We start from the raw sequence: 15366 nt of genomic DNA on the forward strand, positions 1-15366 counted from the left end.
TCTCTCCTCACGTGCGGTGCTGGTCGGTGGTGCTTCACCGGGAGGTGGCCTCGGCCACGAACACGGCGAGGGCGTCCGTGAAGGCCCGCCGGCTCTCCTGCCAGGTGTAGAACATGTGGCCGCCGGGGAAGTGACGGACTGTCAGACGCCGGGCGGTGGCCGGGTCGAGGCGCATCAGGTTCCGCAGCCGCTCGCTGGTGTGGTACGGCGTCACCAGGTCGTACCAGCCGTGGGTGATGAACGCCCGGGTGTGCTGGTTGACCGCCATGCCGTGGCGGAAGTCGTCGGTGGCGCCGGGGCAGCCCTGGAAGTAGTACTGGGCCTCGTCGTTCTTCCAGACGGCCACCAGGTCGTCGTTGAGCACCTCGTACCTGCGGTCGGTGACGACGCCGATCTCCGTGCGCAGCAGGCGGTTGACCGCGGCCGTGAACACCGCCTTCACGGCGGTCAGCGAGGGTTCCGCCCCCTCGTAGGCGTCCCGGTCCGGGAAGGGGTCCGGCGAGGTGACGGTCGCGTCGTAGACGTCCAGGACGGTGCGGGTGTCCTTCAGCAGCTCGCGCTTGAACCGGTTGACGCCCACGCGGCCCTCCGCCCGGGCGACGAGCCGGGCGTCCAGACCGGTCAGGTCCGCGTACCGGTTGATCACGCGTTCGCGGTCCGTGGCCGGCATCGAGGCGCCGCGGGTGAGGAACGAGGCGTATTCGCCGGTCGCGAACTCCTCGGCCGCGCGCAGCACCTCGGCCGGCGGGGTGCCGGGCTTGAAGGCGCGCGAGCGGCCGTGGTGCACGGCCGCCGCCGCCATGCTCGGCAGTGCGTCGATCCACGGTTCCACGGCGTAGTCGCCCCGCCCCATGAACGCTTCCAGCTGGTTCCATTCGAGGGCGGGCGAGATCAGGATGACGCCGTTCAAACCGACGCCCACGGTCTCCTGCAGGTGGCGGGTCAGGCGTCCCACGCGGTAGCCGCCGTAGCTCTCGCCGGCGATGAACACCGCCGAACCCCAGCGGCCGTTCTCCGACAACCAGCGGCTGATGAAGTCGCCCATCGCCTTCAGGTCGCGGACGGTGCCGAAGTACTGCCCGCGGCCGTCACCGGAACCGCCCGGGTGGGCGCCGGACTTCTGCTGCCCGCGGTCGGCTCCCGCGTCGGCGTGCGCCGCGCCGTCCTCCACGTACCGGCTGAACCCGGTGCCGACGGGGTCGACCAGGACGAGGTCGGTGAAGGCCAGCCAGGACTCGTCGTTGTGGACCAGCACCGGCGGGAACGCCGGCACGCTGCCGTCCGCCGGGAGGTCGATCCGCTGCGGACCGACGGCGCCCAGGTGCAGGTAGGCCGAGGCCGCCCCGGGGCCGCCGTTGAAGACGAAGGTCACCGGCCGCTCGGCGGGCGGGTCCTGCGCGAGGTAGGAGATGGAGAAGACCTCGGCCGTGGGCGTGTCCTCCTCGCGGAGCACGAGCCACTGGGCGGACGCGGTGTAGGCCAGGCCGTTCCACGTGTCCGTGGTGGAGGCTCCGCGCGGCGGCTCGTGGTCCCCGGCGGCGCCCCGGCCGGTCTGGTCGGACGTCATGGCTGGTGTGCTCCCTGGTGGTCGAGCGCGGTGGTCGCCGGCGACCCGGGCGGTGGCGCACCGAGCCAGCTGCCGTCGGAGCGCGGAACGGACCGCAGGAGTTGGTCCGTGTAGGCGTGCTGCGGATGGTCCAGCACCGAGTCGGTCGGCCCGGACTCCACGACCCTGCCGCCGTTCATCACGTAGAGGAAGTCGGAGGCCTGCCGGACGATCGACAGGTCGTGGGTGATGAAGAGGTAGCTGATGCCCCGCTCGGCGCGCAGGTGTTCCAGCAGGTTCAGGATCTGTGCCTGCACCGACATGTCCAGGGCGGACACCGGTTCGTCGCAGATCAGCAGGCGGGGATCGGCGGCCAGGGCCCGGGCGATGGCGATGCGCTGCCGTTCGCCGCCGGAGAGGGCGGAGGGCCGGCGGCGCGCGTAGTCGCGGTTGAGCCCGACGGACTCCAGCAGGTCGCCCACCCGGACGGCCACGTCGACCGGGCCGCTGCTGTGGGTGGTGACGGCCTCCTTCAGCGTCCATCCGATGGTGCGCATCGGGTTGAGGCTGGAGTAGGGGTCCTGGAACACCGTCTGCACGGTCCTGCGCAGTCTGCGCCGGTCGCGGTCGCCGAGCCGGCGCCAGTCGCGCACGGAGACGCCGTCGATCCGGACGTCCCCGCCGGTGGGGGTCTCCAGGCCGACCAGCATGCGGGCCAGGGTGGTCTTGCCCGAGCCCGACTCCCCGACGATGCCGACGCTCTCGCCCTCGCGTACCACCAGGGAGACGTCGTCGACCGCGCGGACGGTGCGGCCGCCGACGGTGTAGACCTTCTCGACGTGCTCGACCTCGATGAGCGGGCTGCCGGTGCGGCCGTCGGCGCGCGCGGGGGCGGGCTCGTCGGCGCGGGCGCGGACCTCGGCCATCTCGGTGCGGATCTCGGGCAGTCGCACACAGCGGGAGGTGCGGCCGTCGGCGACCGTCCGCAGCGGGGGCAGCTCGTGGTGGCAGACCTCGTCCGCCCAGTGACATCGGGCCGCGAACGGACAGCGGTCGGGCACCTCGGCGGCCGTGGGCACCGAGCCGGGGATGGCGATCAGTTCGCGGACCTTGAGCCCGACGGGCGGTTCGGACAGCAGCAGGCCCTGGGTGTAGGGGTGCAGCGGCTCGTGCTGCATCTCGTGGGCGCCGGCGGCCTCCAGCAGCGTGCCCGCGTACAGCACGTGCACCCGGTCGCAGGTGGCGAAGGCGACCCGCAGGTCGTGCGTGATCAGGATCAGGCTCATGCCGCGGGCCCGCTGGATCCGTTTGATCAGTCCCAGCACCTCGCGCTGGGTCACCACGTCCAGCGCGGTGGAGGGCTCGTCCGCGATGAGCACCTTCGGGTCGCGGGCCAGCGCCGCGGCGATGGCGACGCGTTGACGCATGCCGCCGGAGAGCTGGAAGGGGTAGCGGTCGACCACCGAGGCCTCGGTGATGCCGACCTCGGCCAGCCGGCGCACGGCCTCCTCGCGGCGCTCGGCGCGGCTGAGCCGCCGGCCCGGCGCCATGGACTCCTGGAGGATGTGACCGCAGCGCATCACCGGGTTGAGCATGGTGAAGGGGTCCTGCATGACGGTGCCGATCTCGCTGCCGCGGATCGAACGCCACGCGCGCTCGGTGAGGTCGAGGAGGTTGCGGCCCCCGTACTCGGCGGTCCCGCTCGCCTCCACGCCGGGCGGCAGCAGTCCGGTCAGGGCCTTGGCCGTCATCGACTTGCCGCTGCCCGACTCGCCGACGACGGCGAGGCTCTCCCCCGCGGCCAGGTCGAACTCGTCGGCCGTGACGATCACCCCGGCGTCGCCCTGGCCGGCGCGTCCGATCCTCATCCCGCGTACGCTCAGCACCGCTTCGCCCGGCGTGTGCGCCTGCTCGGTGTCGTTCACCGGACGGCTCCTCGGCTCGATATCTTCTCGAAGGTCCAGTCGCCGATCAGGTTCGTCGCGGTGGCGGCGAGGACGATCGCCACGCCGGGGGCGATGGTGGCGACGGGGTTGGCGAACAGCAGGGACTGGTTCTCCGCCAGCATCTGCCCCCAGTCCGGGGTGCCCGGTTCGGCGCCCACGCCCAGGTAGGACAGTCCGGACAGGGCGATCAGCGAGCCGGCGAAGACCAGGAAGGTGTTGGCGAAGGCGGTGGCCGCGATGTTGGGCCAGATGTGCAGGAACATGATCCGCCGCTCCGGCAACCCGAGGGTCTTGGCGGCCTCGACGTAGGGGCGTGACACCTGTTCCAGGGTGGCGGCGCGGATCACGCGGGTGTCGAGGGGCACCGACAGGACGCCGAGCAGCGCGACCGCCATCCAGTAGCCGCCGCCGAGCGCGCCGGCCACCACGATGATGACGAGCAGCGACGGCATGGCCACCATGAGGTCGACCCAGCGCATCAGGGCGAAGTCGAGGGCGCCACCGCGGTAGCCGGCCAGCAGGCCGAGGATGTTCCCGCAGACCATGGCCCCGACGGCGATCACCAGTGGTCCGACGATCGCGGAACGGGCGCCGGCCACCAGCCGGGACAGGACGTCGCGGCCGAGAGCGTCGGTGCCCAGCCAGTGCTCCGCGCCGGGCCCGGCCGAGCCGGACAGCACGTTCTGTGCCCGCGGGTCGTGCGGCGCGAGCAGGTGGCCGAACACCACCATGAGCGCCAGCACCGCGAGGACGAGGAAGCACAGCGCGATGGGGAGGGACAGCCGCCGGCGCCGTTTCGCCGACCTGGCGGCCCGGCCTTCGGGGGGCTCGGTGAGGGAGACGCCGTCCGTCATCAGGCGCGCCTTTCGAATCGGATCCGGGGGTCGATCGCCAGGTAGGCGAGGTCGGCCAGCAGGTTGGCCGAGATGATGATCACGGCGATCATGAGCGTGAGCCCCTGGAGCATCGGCAGGTCGTTCGACTCGGCCGACCGCACGAGGAGTTCGCCGAGCCCGCCGAGCGAGAAGGTGGTCTCCACCAGCACGGCGCCGGTGACGAAGTAGGTCAGCATCACGCCGCTGACGGTGACCACCGGGATCAGCGCGTTGCGCAGCAGGTAGCGCACCATGATCCGCCGTGTCGACAGGCCGCGGGCCCGCGCGAACGCCACGTGGTCCTGGCTCAGCACGCCGATCATCGAGGCCCGGGTGTGGCGCAGGAGGAAGGCGGAGACGGTCAGGGCGAGTGCCACGGCCGGCAGCGTGAGGTGCCACAGTTGGTCGAGGAGCCCCTGGCCCTTGCCGGCCGCGGGGAAGACGGGCACGGCGATCGCGAAGAGATACAGCAGCAGGATGCCCAGGACGAACGGCGGGGTGCTCAGGGCGACCACGGCCCCGGCGACCAGGCCCCGGTCCAGCGCCCGGCGCTGCCTGAGCGCGGCGAGGACGCCCGGCACCACGCCGAACAGGAGGGTGAGCAGGTAGGAGTAGACACCGAGCAGGACCGACGGCCCGAAGCGCGCGCCGATCTCGTCCGTGACCGGCAGGGTGGTCTGGATGGACGTGCCGAAGTCGAGGCGCAGCGCGTCCTTGGCCCAGAGCCAGTACTGGGTGAAGAAGGGGTCGTCGAGGTGGTGTTCCTCCTTGAGGGTGGCCACCAGCTCGGGGCTGCTCGGTCTGCCTCCGAGCAGGGCGTCGACGGCGTCGCCGGGCGCCAGGTAGACCAGGCAGAACACCGCGAAGGAGAGCACGGCCAGCAGAACGGCCATCGCGCCCAGCCTGCGGGCGATGAAGGCGACGGCGGACGTGAGGCTCATTTGGCCACCACGTTCAGGGCCCACGGCATGTTCAGCGTGTAGCCGTCGAAGCCCGCGATGCCGTACTTCACGGACGCGTAGTGGGCGCCCTCGGCGTACAACGGCACGTACGGCACGTCCTCGCCCACCCGCTTCTGCAACGCGGTGTAGATCTTCAGGCGCTTGCCGGGGTCCTGGGTGGTGCGGCCCGCGGCGATCATCCGGTCGATCCCGGGCGGGGTGTAGTTGGCGGTGTTCAGCCCACCGGGGACGGTGTTGGCCTTGCCGAGGTAGACGGAGCTGAAGCTCGGGTCCGGCAGGCAGGCGCCGGTCTCGAACGCGGTGACCGGGCGCTTGTCCGCCGGTCCGGTGACCGCGGCGGCCCAGGCGGTGTCGTTCATGCTGCGGATCTTCAGCTTGACGCCGATCTTCTTCAGCTGGTCGGCGATCACCTGGGCGGGCGCGGCGGCGGACTGGCTGGTGACGAACGTGCCGCTGAATCCGTGGGGCACCTTGGACTTGGACAGTTCGGCCTTGGCCTTGCCGAGGTCGTGGTCGTACCCGGGGACGGAGTCCAGCGCCTTGTCGACCTGCTCCTTGCTGCCGAGCGTCCGCATGACGAGGGGCGAGATGAGCGTCCGCTGCGGGGCGCCGGCCCGGCCCTGCGTGGAGGCGATGACGCTGTCGCGGTCCACGGCGTAGGCGACGGCCCTGCGCACGTGCACGTCGTCCCACGGCGCGGTCTGCGTGGGCATGCTCATCAGCGCCGTCGCGCAGGTCGGGACGGTGGTGACGGTGTTCTTGCCCGCGGTGGCGTCGAAGCCCTTGGGCGCGCCGATCGACGGGGAGATGTCGATCTCACCGGAACGCAGCGCGAGGGCGAGGCTGTTGTCCTCGGTGTAGGACGTGACCGAGATCCTGCCGATGGGGGGCTTGCCGCCCCAGTAGTGCGGGTTGGCGGACAGCTCCATGCCGCTGGTGGGGTTGAGGCTGTCGAACTTCCAGGGGCCGGTGGCCACCATCAGCGTCCCGGGCTGACCGAACGTCTTCTTGTGGGCCTGCGCGAACTTCTTCTGGAAGATGCCCGACCAGAACATGGCGGGGGTGTACTTCCAGGAGGCGTCCGGGACCTTCAGCGTGACGCGGACGGTGCGCTCGTCGGGAGTGGCGATGCCGGCGATGTTGGCGTAGTAGTGGCCCCGCGGGCTGCCCTTGCCGGCGTAGTACTCCCAGGAGTACCGCACGTCCTCGGACGTCAGGGGCGAGCCGTCCGAGAACTTGACGCCGCGGCGCAGGCGGTATTCGTGGACGACGGGGCTCTTCTGCTCGAACGTGTCGGCCAGCCACGGCTCCAGCCGTCCGTCGCGACCGATGCGCAGCAGGCTCTCCAGGCCGAGGGTGTGGGTGTACAGGCCGGCGCCGATGTTCTTGGCGGGGTCCAGGGTGGGTATCGTGCCGAGCACACCCACTTTCAGTTGGCCCAGCCGCTGCTGCGAGACGGGTTTCCCGGGAGCCACGTCGCGTTCTTCGGGGACCCGGCCGGCGCCACCGGCGCTGCTTTCCGGGCGATTGTCGGTGCAGGCCGCGACCCCCAGCACCATTACGCCGGTTACGGCCAGCGCCGGCAGACGCAGCATGCGGCGAGCGCCGTTCACTTGGGACTTCATGGTGACTCCGGGTTCGATCGGGTGCCGGTGAGTCAGGAGAAAGCGGCCGTGGCCGGGTGGCCGGCCGCTTGTGGTGAACCGTGAGTGCCGTGTCGGCGGGGCGGGTGGTGCACCTCGCCTGTGCCAACGGCATGGGCCAGTTATATTGGGCCAACTTCCGATGGTCAATAGCCTAGCCTCAAGTGCCTATATCGACCTAGCACGTCAGTCACATGCAGAGCGCACCGCTGCCGTGCCTCCTCGAAGGAGGGCCCATGCCCCTTCCGCCTCTCACCGCCGAACGCCTCGCGACCCTCCGGAGCGTCACGGACCCGCAGGTCTCCGACGACGGCACGCTGCGCGCGGTGGTGGTCCACGCCCCCGCCGCGGCGCGGGGGGCGTCCCCGCGGTCGGGGATACGGGTGTTCCGCCGCAACGGACCGGCCCGCACGGTGACTTCCGGCCGAGGGGTGCACCTGCTCCCCCGCATCTCGCCCTCCGGCCGCCGGCTGGCCTTCGCCTCGGACCGTGACGAGCCCGGGTTGTGGCGGCTGTACTGCGCCGAACTGGAGGAGGCCGAGCCGGCTCCCCGCCCGCATTGGTTCGACGCCCTGCCCGGTGTCGTCGAGGACATCGTCTGGGCCCGGGATGAGACAGCCCTGCTGGTGGGCGTCGCCGACGACGGTTCCGAGACCGGCAACGCCCGCGGCGGGACGCGGTTCGCCGGCGGAGACGAGGCGGAGGCGCCCTGGACGGTGCACCGGCCCGCCACCGGGTGGCGGCGGCTGTACCGGGTGGACCTGGCTTCCGGGGCGGCGGTGCAGGTCAGCCCCGACCGCCTCACGGTATGGGAGTTCGGGTGGGCGGGGCACGGTCCGGTGGCGGCCGTGGTCTCGGCCGACCCGAGCGAGAACGGCTGGTACGACGCCCACGTGGCGGTCCTCGACATCGAGACCCGGACCGCGCGGACCGTGCACCGGCCGCGGTGGCAGCTGCAATCGCCGGTCGTCGCGGAGGACGGGCGGACGGTGGCCTTCGTCGAGGGGCCGCAGAGCGACCGCGCGCTGCTGGCCGGGGACGTGACCGTCCTGGACCTGGAAACGGGGGCGGTGGCACGGCCGGACCACGAGGCCGACGTCTCCCGGCTGCGGTGGACGCGGGACGGACGGCTCTTCTGGGTGGGCGTCGTGTCGCTGGAGACGGCCTGCGGCTTCCTGCGCCGCGCCGCGCAGACCTGGACGGTGGACGAGTGCTGGCGGGGGCGGGCCACGATCGGGCGGGCCCATTGCAGCCGGGACGGCCGCACCGTCGTGGCCGTGCGGCAGGCCCACGACCGGCCGCCGGAGCTGCACGAACTCACGGTGCCCGCGGCTCGGGCAACGGGCGGCGCGGAGCCCGGCGCCCAGTGGCGGCCCCTCACGGCGGTCAACGCCGCGCTTGCGGGCATCGCGCCCGCTCGGGAGACCGTGCACCGCTGGAGGTCCGGCGACGGCACCGAGATCCACGGACTGCTGTTGCTGCCCGTGGACCGGCCGGCCACCGCACTGCCCCTCGTCGTCGTCGTGCACGGAGGCCCCACCGGCGCGGCGACCTCCCTGTACGCCCAGGGCACGCAGCGCGGTGACGCTCTGCTGCTGGCCCAGGCGGGCTGCGCCGTGCTGCTGCCCAACTTCCGGGGTTCCCTCGGGCGGGGCCGGGAGTTCATGGCCGCGAACATCGGCGACCTGGGCGGCGGCGACCTCGGCGACATCGAGTCGGGGGTGGCCTCGCTGGTGGCGGCGGGCCTGGCCGATCCGGACCGGGTGGGGATCACCGGTGCCTCGTACGGGGGGTACATGGCGGCCTGGGCGGCGGTGCGCAGCGAGGTGTTCGCCGCGTCGGTGCCCGTCGCCGGGCTGATGAACTGGCTGAGCTACCACAACACGTCGAATGTGGGCCGGTTCGACGAGATCTTCCTGGACGGCGACCCGTACGACCCGGCCGGTCCCCACCTGGCGCGGTCGCCGGTCATGTATGTGCGCGGCTGCCGCACGCCCACGTTGCTGCTGCACGGCGACGCGGACCGGGCCTGCCCCCTGTCCCAGGCGCAGGAGTTCTACCAGGGTCTGGTGTCCGCCGGGTGTGAGACGGAGCTGGTCGTCTACAAGGGCGCCGGGCACGGCATGACCCAGCGGGAGCAGCTGATCGACGTCCAGCGCAGGATCGTCGACTGGTTCACCCGGCACCTGCGGCTGGAGCCCGCGGGGCGGTCCTGAGCGTCACCATGTTTGTCCTAGTGATTCTGGCTGAATAGCATAGGACGAAGCTGTTCCGTCGGCGGTGCGCCGTCCGGCGGTCGGGCCCGGCGCACCGGGGTGCGGGCAGGGTCGAGGAGAGGGAGAGCCGAGCTTTGGTGGACAACCTTCAGGTGAGCCGTCACTCCGACGTGCCCATCTTCCGTCAGATCGTCACCCAGCTGTCGTTCATGATCGAGTCCGGCGACCTCGAACCGGGACAGGCCCTCCCCAGCGCCCGGCTGCTGGGCGACAACCTGCACATCAACCGGAACACGGTCGCGCGCGCCTACGCGCAACTCGGCGAGCTCGGGCTGGTCGAGAGTCATGGCCGTGGCGGCACCCGGGTGGTGGGCCCGCGGCCGGCGCAGGAGGACTCACCGGCACGGGACCAGGCGTTGGCCATCCTGCAGCGGGCCATCAGGCAGTGCGTCGACCTCGGTCTCACCGCAGCGGAGATCCAGCCGCTGGTGGCGGGGCTCGCGATGCGTGCGGAGGAGGACCTCCTCAAGGTCTCCTTCATCGAGTGCAACGCCGACCGGGCCAGGTACTTCGCCAACGAGCTCGGCGAGCACATCGGACTGAAGGTCAAGCCGCTGGTGCTGGGGGCGTTCGACGCGGCGGCGGAGCAGGCCGACCTCGTCCTCACCACGTTCTTCCACCTGGCCGAGGTCCGCGGACTGTTCCGGCGGCCCCGGACCGAGGTGGTGGCCATCGTGGTGGCGCCGCACGTGCAGACGCTGGTGCAGATCGCCTCGGTGCCCAAGACGCGGACGGTCGGCATCTGGTACCGCACCGAGGAACAGGCCGTCAGCGTGCGGGACTCCCTCACCCAGTCGGGCATCGAGAACATCAAGGTCCTGCACGGCATCGAGAAGGAGGACCTGGAGGGCGTGGACCTCGTGGTGATCCCCAGCGAGATGCCCGAGTTGAAGACGCAGTTGGAGGGACGGGTCCGGGTCATCGAGTTCGGCAACGTGCTGGACGCGGCGTCGATCCGCATGGTGACCGAGGTGGTCGGCGACATGCAGGCGGCCAAACGCGGCGGGGTCCAGGCCACCGCCGCGCACTGACCACGTCGGCCGGCGCCCCCGGAAGGGGCCCGGCCGCCGCCGTGCCGTCTGCGGCGCAGCCTCGGGCGGCCGTCCCGGCCCGCGCGGTCCTCCGGCCGGTGTGCCCCGGCCGGAGAACCATCGCCCCCGTCAGGCCTCGCCGTCCTCCGGCCGCAGCCGGTCCGCGGCCCAGATCGGGAACTGCGGTTGCGCGGGCGGCGCCGAGTCCTCGGTGCTGTTGCCGTAGACGAGCAGACTCCGCGCCCGCGGCCAGGCGCCCTCGGCGAACTGGACGTGGGAGATCCAGGAGTCGCCGATCATCAGCCGCAGGTCCTCGTCCACGGGCAGGAGGTCCAGGACCTTCAGCACGCCCAGCACACCGGACCCGCCGTCCGCCGGGAGCGCGTCCGCGCCCGTGCCGAGCAGGTACACCTGGCCGATGGAGGCGTCCAGGGGCACGCCGAGGCCCGCCAGCGTCGCGACCGCGGCGCGCAGGGTCTCCACCGCCCGTCCGGCGTCCACCAGGCCTCCGGGCACGTCGCCGGGCCGCGCGGGCTGCTTGAGCAGCGTGCCCTCCAGCAGCTGCGGGCCGCTGAGCAGCCCCCACAACAGGAAGAGCACGTAACCGGCGCTGTCGGCGTGGGCGTGCCGGTCCCACGCGGTCAGCACGTCGACGGCAGGGGCGAGGTCCGCGTCCCCGGTGGCCGCGGCGCACAGCTCGTCCAGGACGATGTCGGCGAGCAGCGCGTGCTTGCTGTACTTCAGACGGAGCAGCGCCTCGGGGCTGATGCGCTCCTGCTGTGCGAGCCAGCCCCGGGACGCCGCGCTGCGCAGGTCGACGAGGTGGAGGGGGTCGGGTGCGATGGCGGTGGGGTACCGGGCCGGGTCCAGCGGCGGGTCCGTGTACAGCCACGGGTTCTCGTTGGCGTTCTGCACCCAGCCGCACGGGGGGTCGATGACACGGGGCATCGCGGAGGCCGGGTGCACCTCGGTCCACAGCCGGTCCGGGTCGGCACCGGGGAGCCGGCGCCGGACGTCGTCGATGCTGTTCCAGGCCGCCACGGGCGGCGTGCCGCAGTACAGCGCCCCGATGGAGCCGCGCGCGTCGGCGGCGATGATGTTGAACAGCGGCAGCCACATGGCGTCGTGGACGGCGAACAGCTCCCGGACGCTGCCGGCCGTGGACATGCGCCACCAGCCCTCCAGCGCGGAGGTCGCCGGGTGGTGCAGGACGCCCGCCACCCGGATCGCGACGTCGGTGCCGTCGGGTGCGGTGAGGACGGGGCCGTGGACGCTGCGCCGTTCGAGGACCGTGACGGGGTCGGCGCCGGCCACCTCGATGTGGTGGCTCGTCGTGTCGAAGGCACGCCGTTCGTCACCGAAGAGGTACGTGTCCTCGGTGACGGTCAGCTCGTAGACGGTGAGGTTGGGCACCAGGTTGACGGTGTGCCCCCAGCCGACGTCCCGGCCGTAGCCGAGGGTCTGCCAGGGCAGCCCCACCAGCGTCGCCCCGTGGAAGTCGCGCCCCGGGTGGGTGCTGCGGGCCTCGAACCACCGGTGGTAACCCTGCCAGGCCAGGTGCGGGTTGATGATCAGCTGGGCGTTGCCGGTCGTCGACCGGCTGGCGGAGACGGCCCATCCGTTGGACCCGGCGGAGGCGAGGAAGGAGTCGGGCGGGAAGGCCAGGGCGGCCGGGTCCATGGTGATGAAGCGGACGAAGACCCGCTGCGTATGGGCGATCACGTCGCGCGGTGCGACCGGCAGCACCGCGCGGCGGCCGGTACCGAGGAAGGGGTCCTCGGCGCACGCCGCGTTGAAACCGTCGCAGAAGGCCTGGATCCTGGCCAAGGTCTCCGGCGCCTGCGCGTCGAACCAGACGTCGGTCTGCGCCTTGAGGCCCAGCCGTGCGGTGAAGGTGTCCTCGGCAATGAAGTCCGGCCCCCACAGGGCGGCCGCTGCGCCGCGGGCGATGCCGTACAGCTCGAGCACCAGCGTGGCGTTGGTTTTGGCCTGGGCGTATCCGAAGCCGTAGGTCACGTCGAGTTCGTCGGCGCCGACGATGGTGGGAACTGCCCACCGGTCCCAGGTGATGTCCATGCTGGCTCCCTACTGGCGTGCACCATTGGCATCGTGAGATTCGTCCGGCGATGCTACTAGGTCATGTGGCCAGTTTCGCCCTAGTGCACTGGGTTTTTTTGTTCACCCGCCCGACGGCTCATCGACCGAGGCAGCGGTGTCGGCCGAAAGACCGACACGCAGGACGTCGGGTCATACGAGAAGCTGACGCGGTCGCGTGCGGTCCGGCGCGATCATGGCTGAGCGGGAGCCGGTGGTGCGCCCGGGAGCGGTGTGCCGCTCGTCGTGGGAGGCGCGGGCGCGCCGAGGTGAGAACCGCGCTCGAAACGACCCCCACGGAGCTGAACACTTCCTCCTCGCGCCTCGCTTCGACCCGGCGGCCCGTTCACCGCCGAAACCGTCAGCACGGACGGCTCCACCGTCTGCGCGCACCTGGTGGAGCCGGGCCGGGACCGGGACGTGAGCGTCGAGCCGTCGGGCGACGCACCGGCCGGCCGCCTCGGGCGTGACCGCGCCGCCCGCTTCCCGCTCCACCGGATCAGGTGCTCCCGGACACCGGTGGCCGCAGCGCGTGCAGTACCACGTGCACGGCCGCACGAGGTGGCGCGCCCCTGCGGGTCACCGCCGTGATGGTACGCGTCACGGGGGCGGCCAGCTCCCGGGTGGCGACACGGTAACGGCCGGCCTCGACAGCCAGCCCCGGCAGCAGTGCGACCGCACGCCCGGCCTCGACCAACTCCAACGTCAACATGTAGTTGCTGAACCGGCCCACCACCCGCGGCTCGAACCGCGCCTGCCGGCACAGCCGCAGCGCGAGGTTGGCCATGTACGACTGGGGGACGTCGAAGGCCCACGGCTCGTCGGCGAAGGCTGCCAGGTCCGCAGGCCCTCGCCCGGCGGCCGGGTGGTCCGGCGGCAGCACGAGCAGGATCGGATCCGTCGTCAGCGCCAGCAGGTCGAGGTCAGGGCCGAGCGGCAGCTCACCGAAGTCCGTGGTCGTGATCACGAGGTCGGCGTCGCCCGCTCGCAGGGCCGGCACGCTCGCATGCGGCTCCAGCTCCTTCAACTCCACGTCGACGTGCGCATACTCACGGGCCAGCCGGCTCACCGCCGGTACGGCCAGCGTGTGCACCGCGCTCTGGAACGCCCCCAGCCGCACCAGGCCCGACGGCTCGTCACCGAAGCCTCGCAGCTCGGCCTCCACGGTGTCCATGTGGTCGAGAAGCTCCCGCGCGCGCCGGGCCAGGATCACCCCGGCCGAGGTCAGCCCCACGCGGCGACCGGCGCGTTCAAGGAGCTGAGTGCCCGTCTCGGTCTCCAGTACGGCCAGCTGCTGGGACACGCTGGACGGGCTGAGGTTGGCCGCCTGGGCCACCGCCCGGACCGTGCCCAGTGCTTCCAGCTGGGTCAGCAACCGCAGCCTCCACGGGTTCAGCATCCCCCGATTGTTGTGCGGTTCTGCCGAACAGTACAGCCGGAAATGTGTGATGGACGCGACACTCGCCCTCGCCCTACCGTCGTCTTCATGGTTGCTCTGCCTCCCTCCTCCACCGTCCTCACGCCCCCCGGATCCACGTTCTGGGCCGACGCGGACCGGCACCTCGTCCGCTACGGCGGCGGTTTCACCCGTGAGGTCATCCAGCGCGCCTCCGGAAGCTTCGTGTACACCGCGGAGGGCCGCGAGATCCTCGACTTCACGTCGGGGCAGATGAGCGCCATCCTCGGGCACTCGCACCCGGCGATCGTGGAGACCGTCCAGCGCCAGGTCGCCACCCTCGACCACCTGTACAGCGGCATGCTCAGCCGCCCGGTCGTCGACCTGGCCCGTCGTCTCGCCGGGACGCTTCCCGCGCCGCTGGAGAAGGTGCTGCTCCTGACGACCGGCGCCGAGTCGAACGAGGCGGCCCTCCGGATGGCCAAACTCGTCACCGGCAAGCACGAGATCGTGTCGTTCGCCCGGTCCTGGCACGGCATGACCCAGGCCGCCGCATCGGCCACCTACAGCACCGGCCGCAAGGGCTACGGGCCCTCCGCCCCCGGCAACTTCGCCATCCCCGTCCCCCATGCCTACCGCCCCGACTTCACCACCCCCGACGGAGAGCTCGACTGGTGCCGCCAGTTGGACTTCGCCTTCGACCTCATCGACGCCCAGTCCACCGGAAGTCTCGCCGCGTGTCTCGTCGAGCCGATCCTCAGCTCCGGCGGCATCATCGAACCGCCGCCGGGCTACTTCACCGCCCTGCAGAAGAAGTGCCGCGAGCGCGGCATGCTCCTGATCCTCGACGAGGCCCAGACGGGCCTGTGCCGCACCGGCACCTGGTACGCCTTCGAGCGCGACGGCGTCGTCCCGGACATCCTGACGCTCTCGAAGACCCTCGGCGCGGGCCTGCCCCTGGCCGCCGTCGTCACCAGCGCTGAGATCGAGCAGGAGGCGTACGGGCGGGGCTTCCTCTTCTTCACCACGCACGTGTCCGACCCGCTGGTGGCCGCGGTGGGCAACACCGTCCTCGACGTCCTGGCCGAGGACCACCTGGACGAGCGCGCCCGCGCGCTCGGTGCCTTCCTGCGAGCCGGTCTGGAGGAGATGGCCGGCCGCCACGAGGTCATCGGCGACATCCGGGGGCGCGGCCTGCTGGTCGGCCTGGAACTCGTCGTCGACCGCGAGACCAAGCGGGGTTCGGACGAGCTCGGTGCCCGGGTCACCCGCCGCTGTCTGGAACTCGGCCTGCACATGAACATCGTCCAGCTGCCCCGCATGGGCGGCGTCTTCCGCATCGCTCCCCCGCTCACGGCGACCGAGGAGGAGTTGGCCCTCGGCTTGTCGATCCTGGACACGGCAATCGGGGAGGTGGCCGCCGCGCCGTGACTGCGCGTTGCCCGGCAAGCCGCCGAGGCTGCCGCCGCACGCGCCTCGGGCCGCGGGCCGCGGGCGCAGGCCAGGTGACGGCCCGGCATCACACGCCGACGGGGCCGCCGGGCCCGGCCGAGGGCTGCCAGCCGACGCGTCCTTCCGATCGGTTCACACGGGCGAC

10 protein-coding genes are annotated in these 15366 nt (G+C 71.9%); 3 read left to right on the forward strand and 7 right to left on the reverse strand.

Features of this window, described 5'->3' with window-relative positions; all coding sequences use genetic code 11:
- Positions 1-34: 34 nt before the first annotated feature.
- The 5 genes from Q5694_RS26610 to Q5694_RS26630 are packed head-to-tail and all read right to left on the reverse strand — an operon-like array spanning position 35 to position 6954.
- Entirely contained in the window at positions 35-1567 is a 1533-nt protein-coding gene (locus Q5694_RS26610; protein WP_333935906.1) for a S10 family peptidase, read from the reverse strand.
- Positions 1564-3471 carry an ABC transporter ATP-binding protein gene (locus Q5694_RS26615; protein WP_333935907.1) on the reverse strand — a complete coding sequence of 636 codons (1908 nt, stop codon included), beginning with the start codon at positions 3469-3471 and terminating at the stop codon, positions 1564-1566. The genes Q5694_RS26610 and Q5694_RS26615 overlap by 4 nt, the downstream gene beginning before the upstream one ends.
- Positions 3468-4346: an ABC transporter permease gene (locus Q5694_RS26620; RefSeq protein ID WP_333935908.1), complete on the reverse strand. Its 879-nt coding sequence runs from the start codon at positions 4344-4346 to the stop codon at positions 3468-3470. The genes Q5694_RS26615 and Q5694_RS26620 overlap by 4 nt, the downstream gene beginning before the upstream one ends.
- On the reverse strand, positions 4346-5308 hold the full coding sequence (locus Q5694_RS26625) for an ABC transporter permease (RefSeq protein ID WP_333935909.1): 963 nt from the start codon (positions 5306-5308) through the stop codon (positions 4346-4348). The genes Q5694_RS26620 and Q5694_RS26625 overlap by 1 nt, the downstream gene beginning before the upstream one ends.
- Positions 5305-6954: an ABC transporter substrate-binding protein gene (locus tag Q5694_RS26630; RefSeq protein ID WP_333935910.1), complete on the reverse strand. Its 1650-nt coding sequence runs from the start codon at positions 6952-6954 to the stop codon at positions 5305-5307. The genes Q5694_RS26625 and Q5694_RS26630 overlap by 4 nt, the downstream gene beginning before the upstream one ends.
- Before the next feature lie 254 nt (positions 6955-7208).
- Here Q5694_RS26630 and Q5694_RS26635 point away from each other — a divergent pair, with 254 nt between their 5' ends.
- Positions 7209-9188 (forward strand): S9 family peptidase, encoded by a 1980-nt coding sequence (locus tag Q5694_RS26635; protein WP_333935911.1) that lies wholly within the window; start codon positions 7209-7211, stop codon positions 9186-9188.
- 152 nt (positions 9189-9340) lie between these two features.
- Entirely contained in the window at positions 9341-10279 is a 939-nt protein-coding gene (locus Q5694_RS26640; RefSeq protein ID WP_333935912.1) for a GntR family transcriptional regulator, read from the forward strand.
- Between the two features lie 129 nt (positions 10280-10408).
- On the opposite strand, the gene Q5694_RS26645 is transcribed toward Q5694_RS26640, so the two are convergent.
- Positions 10409-12355 (reverse strand): penicillin acylase family protein, encoded by a 1947-nt coding sequence (locus Q5694_RS26645; protein ID WP_333935913.1) that lies wholly within the window; start codon positions 12353-12355, stop codon positions 10409-10411.
- Positions 12356-12872: 517 nt separating this feature from the next.
- Positions 12873-13772 (reverse strand): LysR substrate-binding domain-containing protein, encoded by a 900-nt coding sequence (locus tag Q5694_RS26650; RefSeq protein WP_333935914.1) that lies wholly within the window; start codon positions 13770-13772, stop codon positions 12873-12875.
- Between the two features lie 87 nt (positions 13773-13859).
- Here Q5694_RS26650 and Q5694_RS26655 point away from each other — a divergent pair, with 87 nt between their 5' ends.
- A complete protein-coding gene (locus Q5694_RS26655) occupies positions 13860-15200 on the forward strand; it encodes an aspartate aminotransferase family protein (protein WP_333935915.1) in 1341 nt (446 codons plus the stop codon).
- The last annotated feature ends 166 nt before the right edge of the window (positions 15201-15366 follow it).

This window comes from Streptomyces sp. AHA2, assembly GCF_036857595.1.
Classification (GTDB): Bacteria; Actinomycetota; Actinomycetes; order Streptomycetales; family Streptomycetaceae; genus Streptomyces.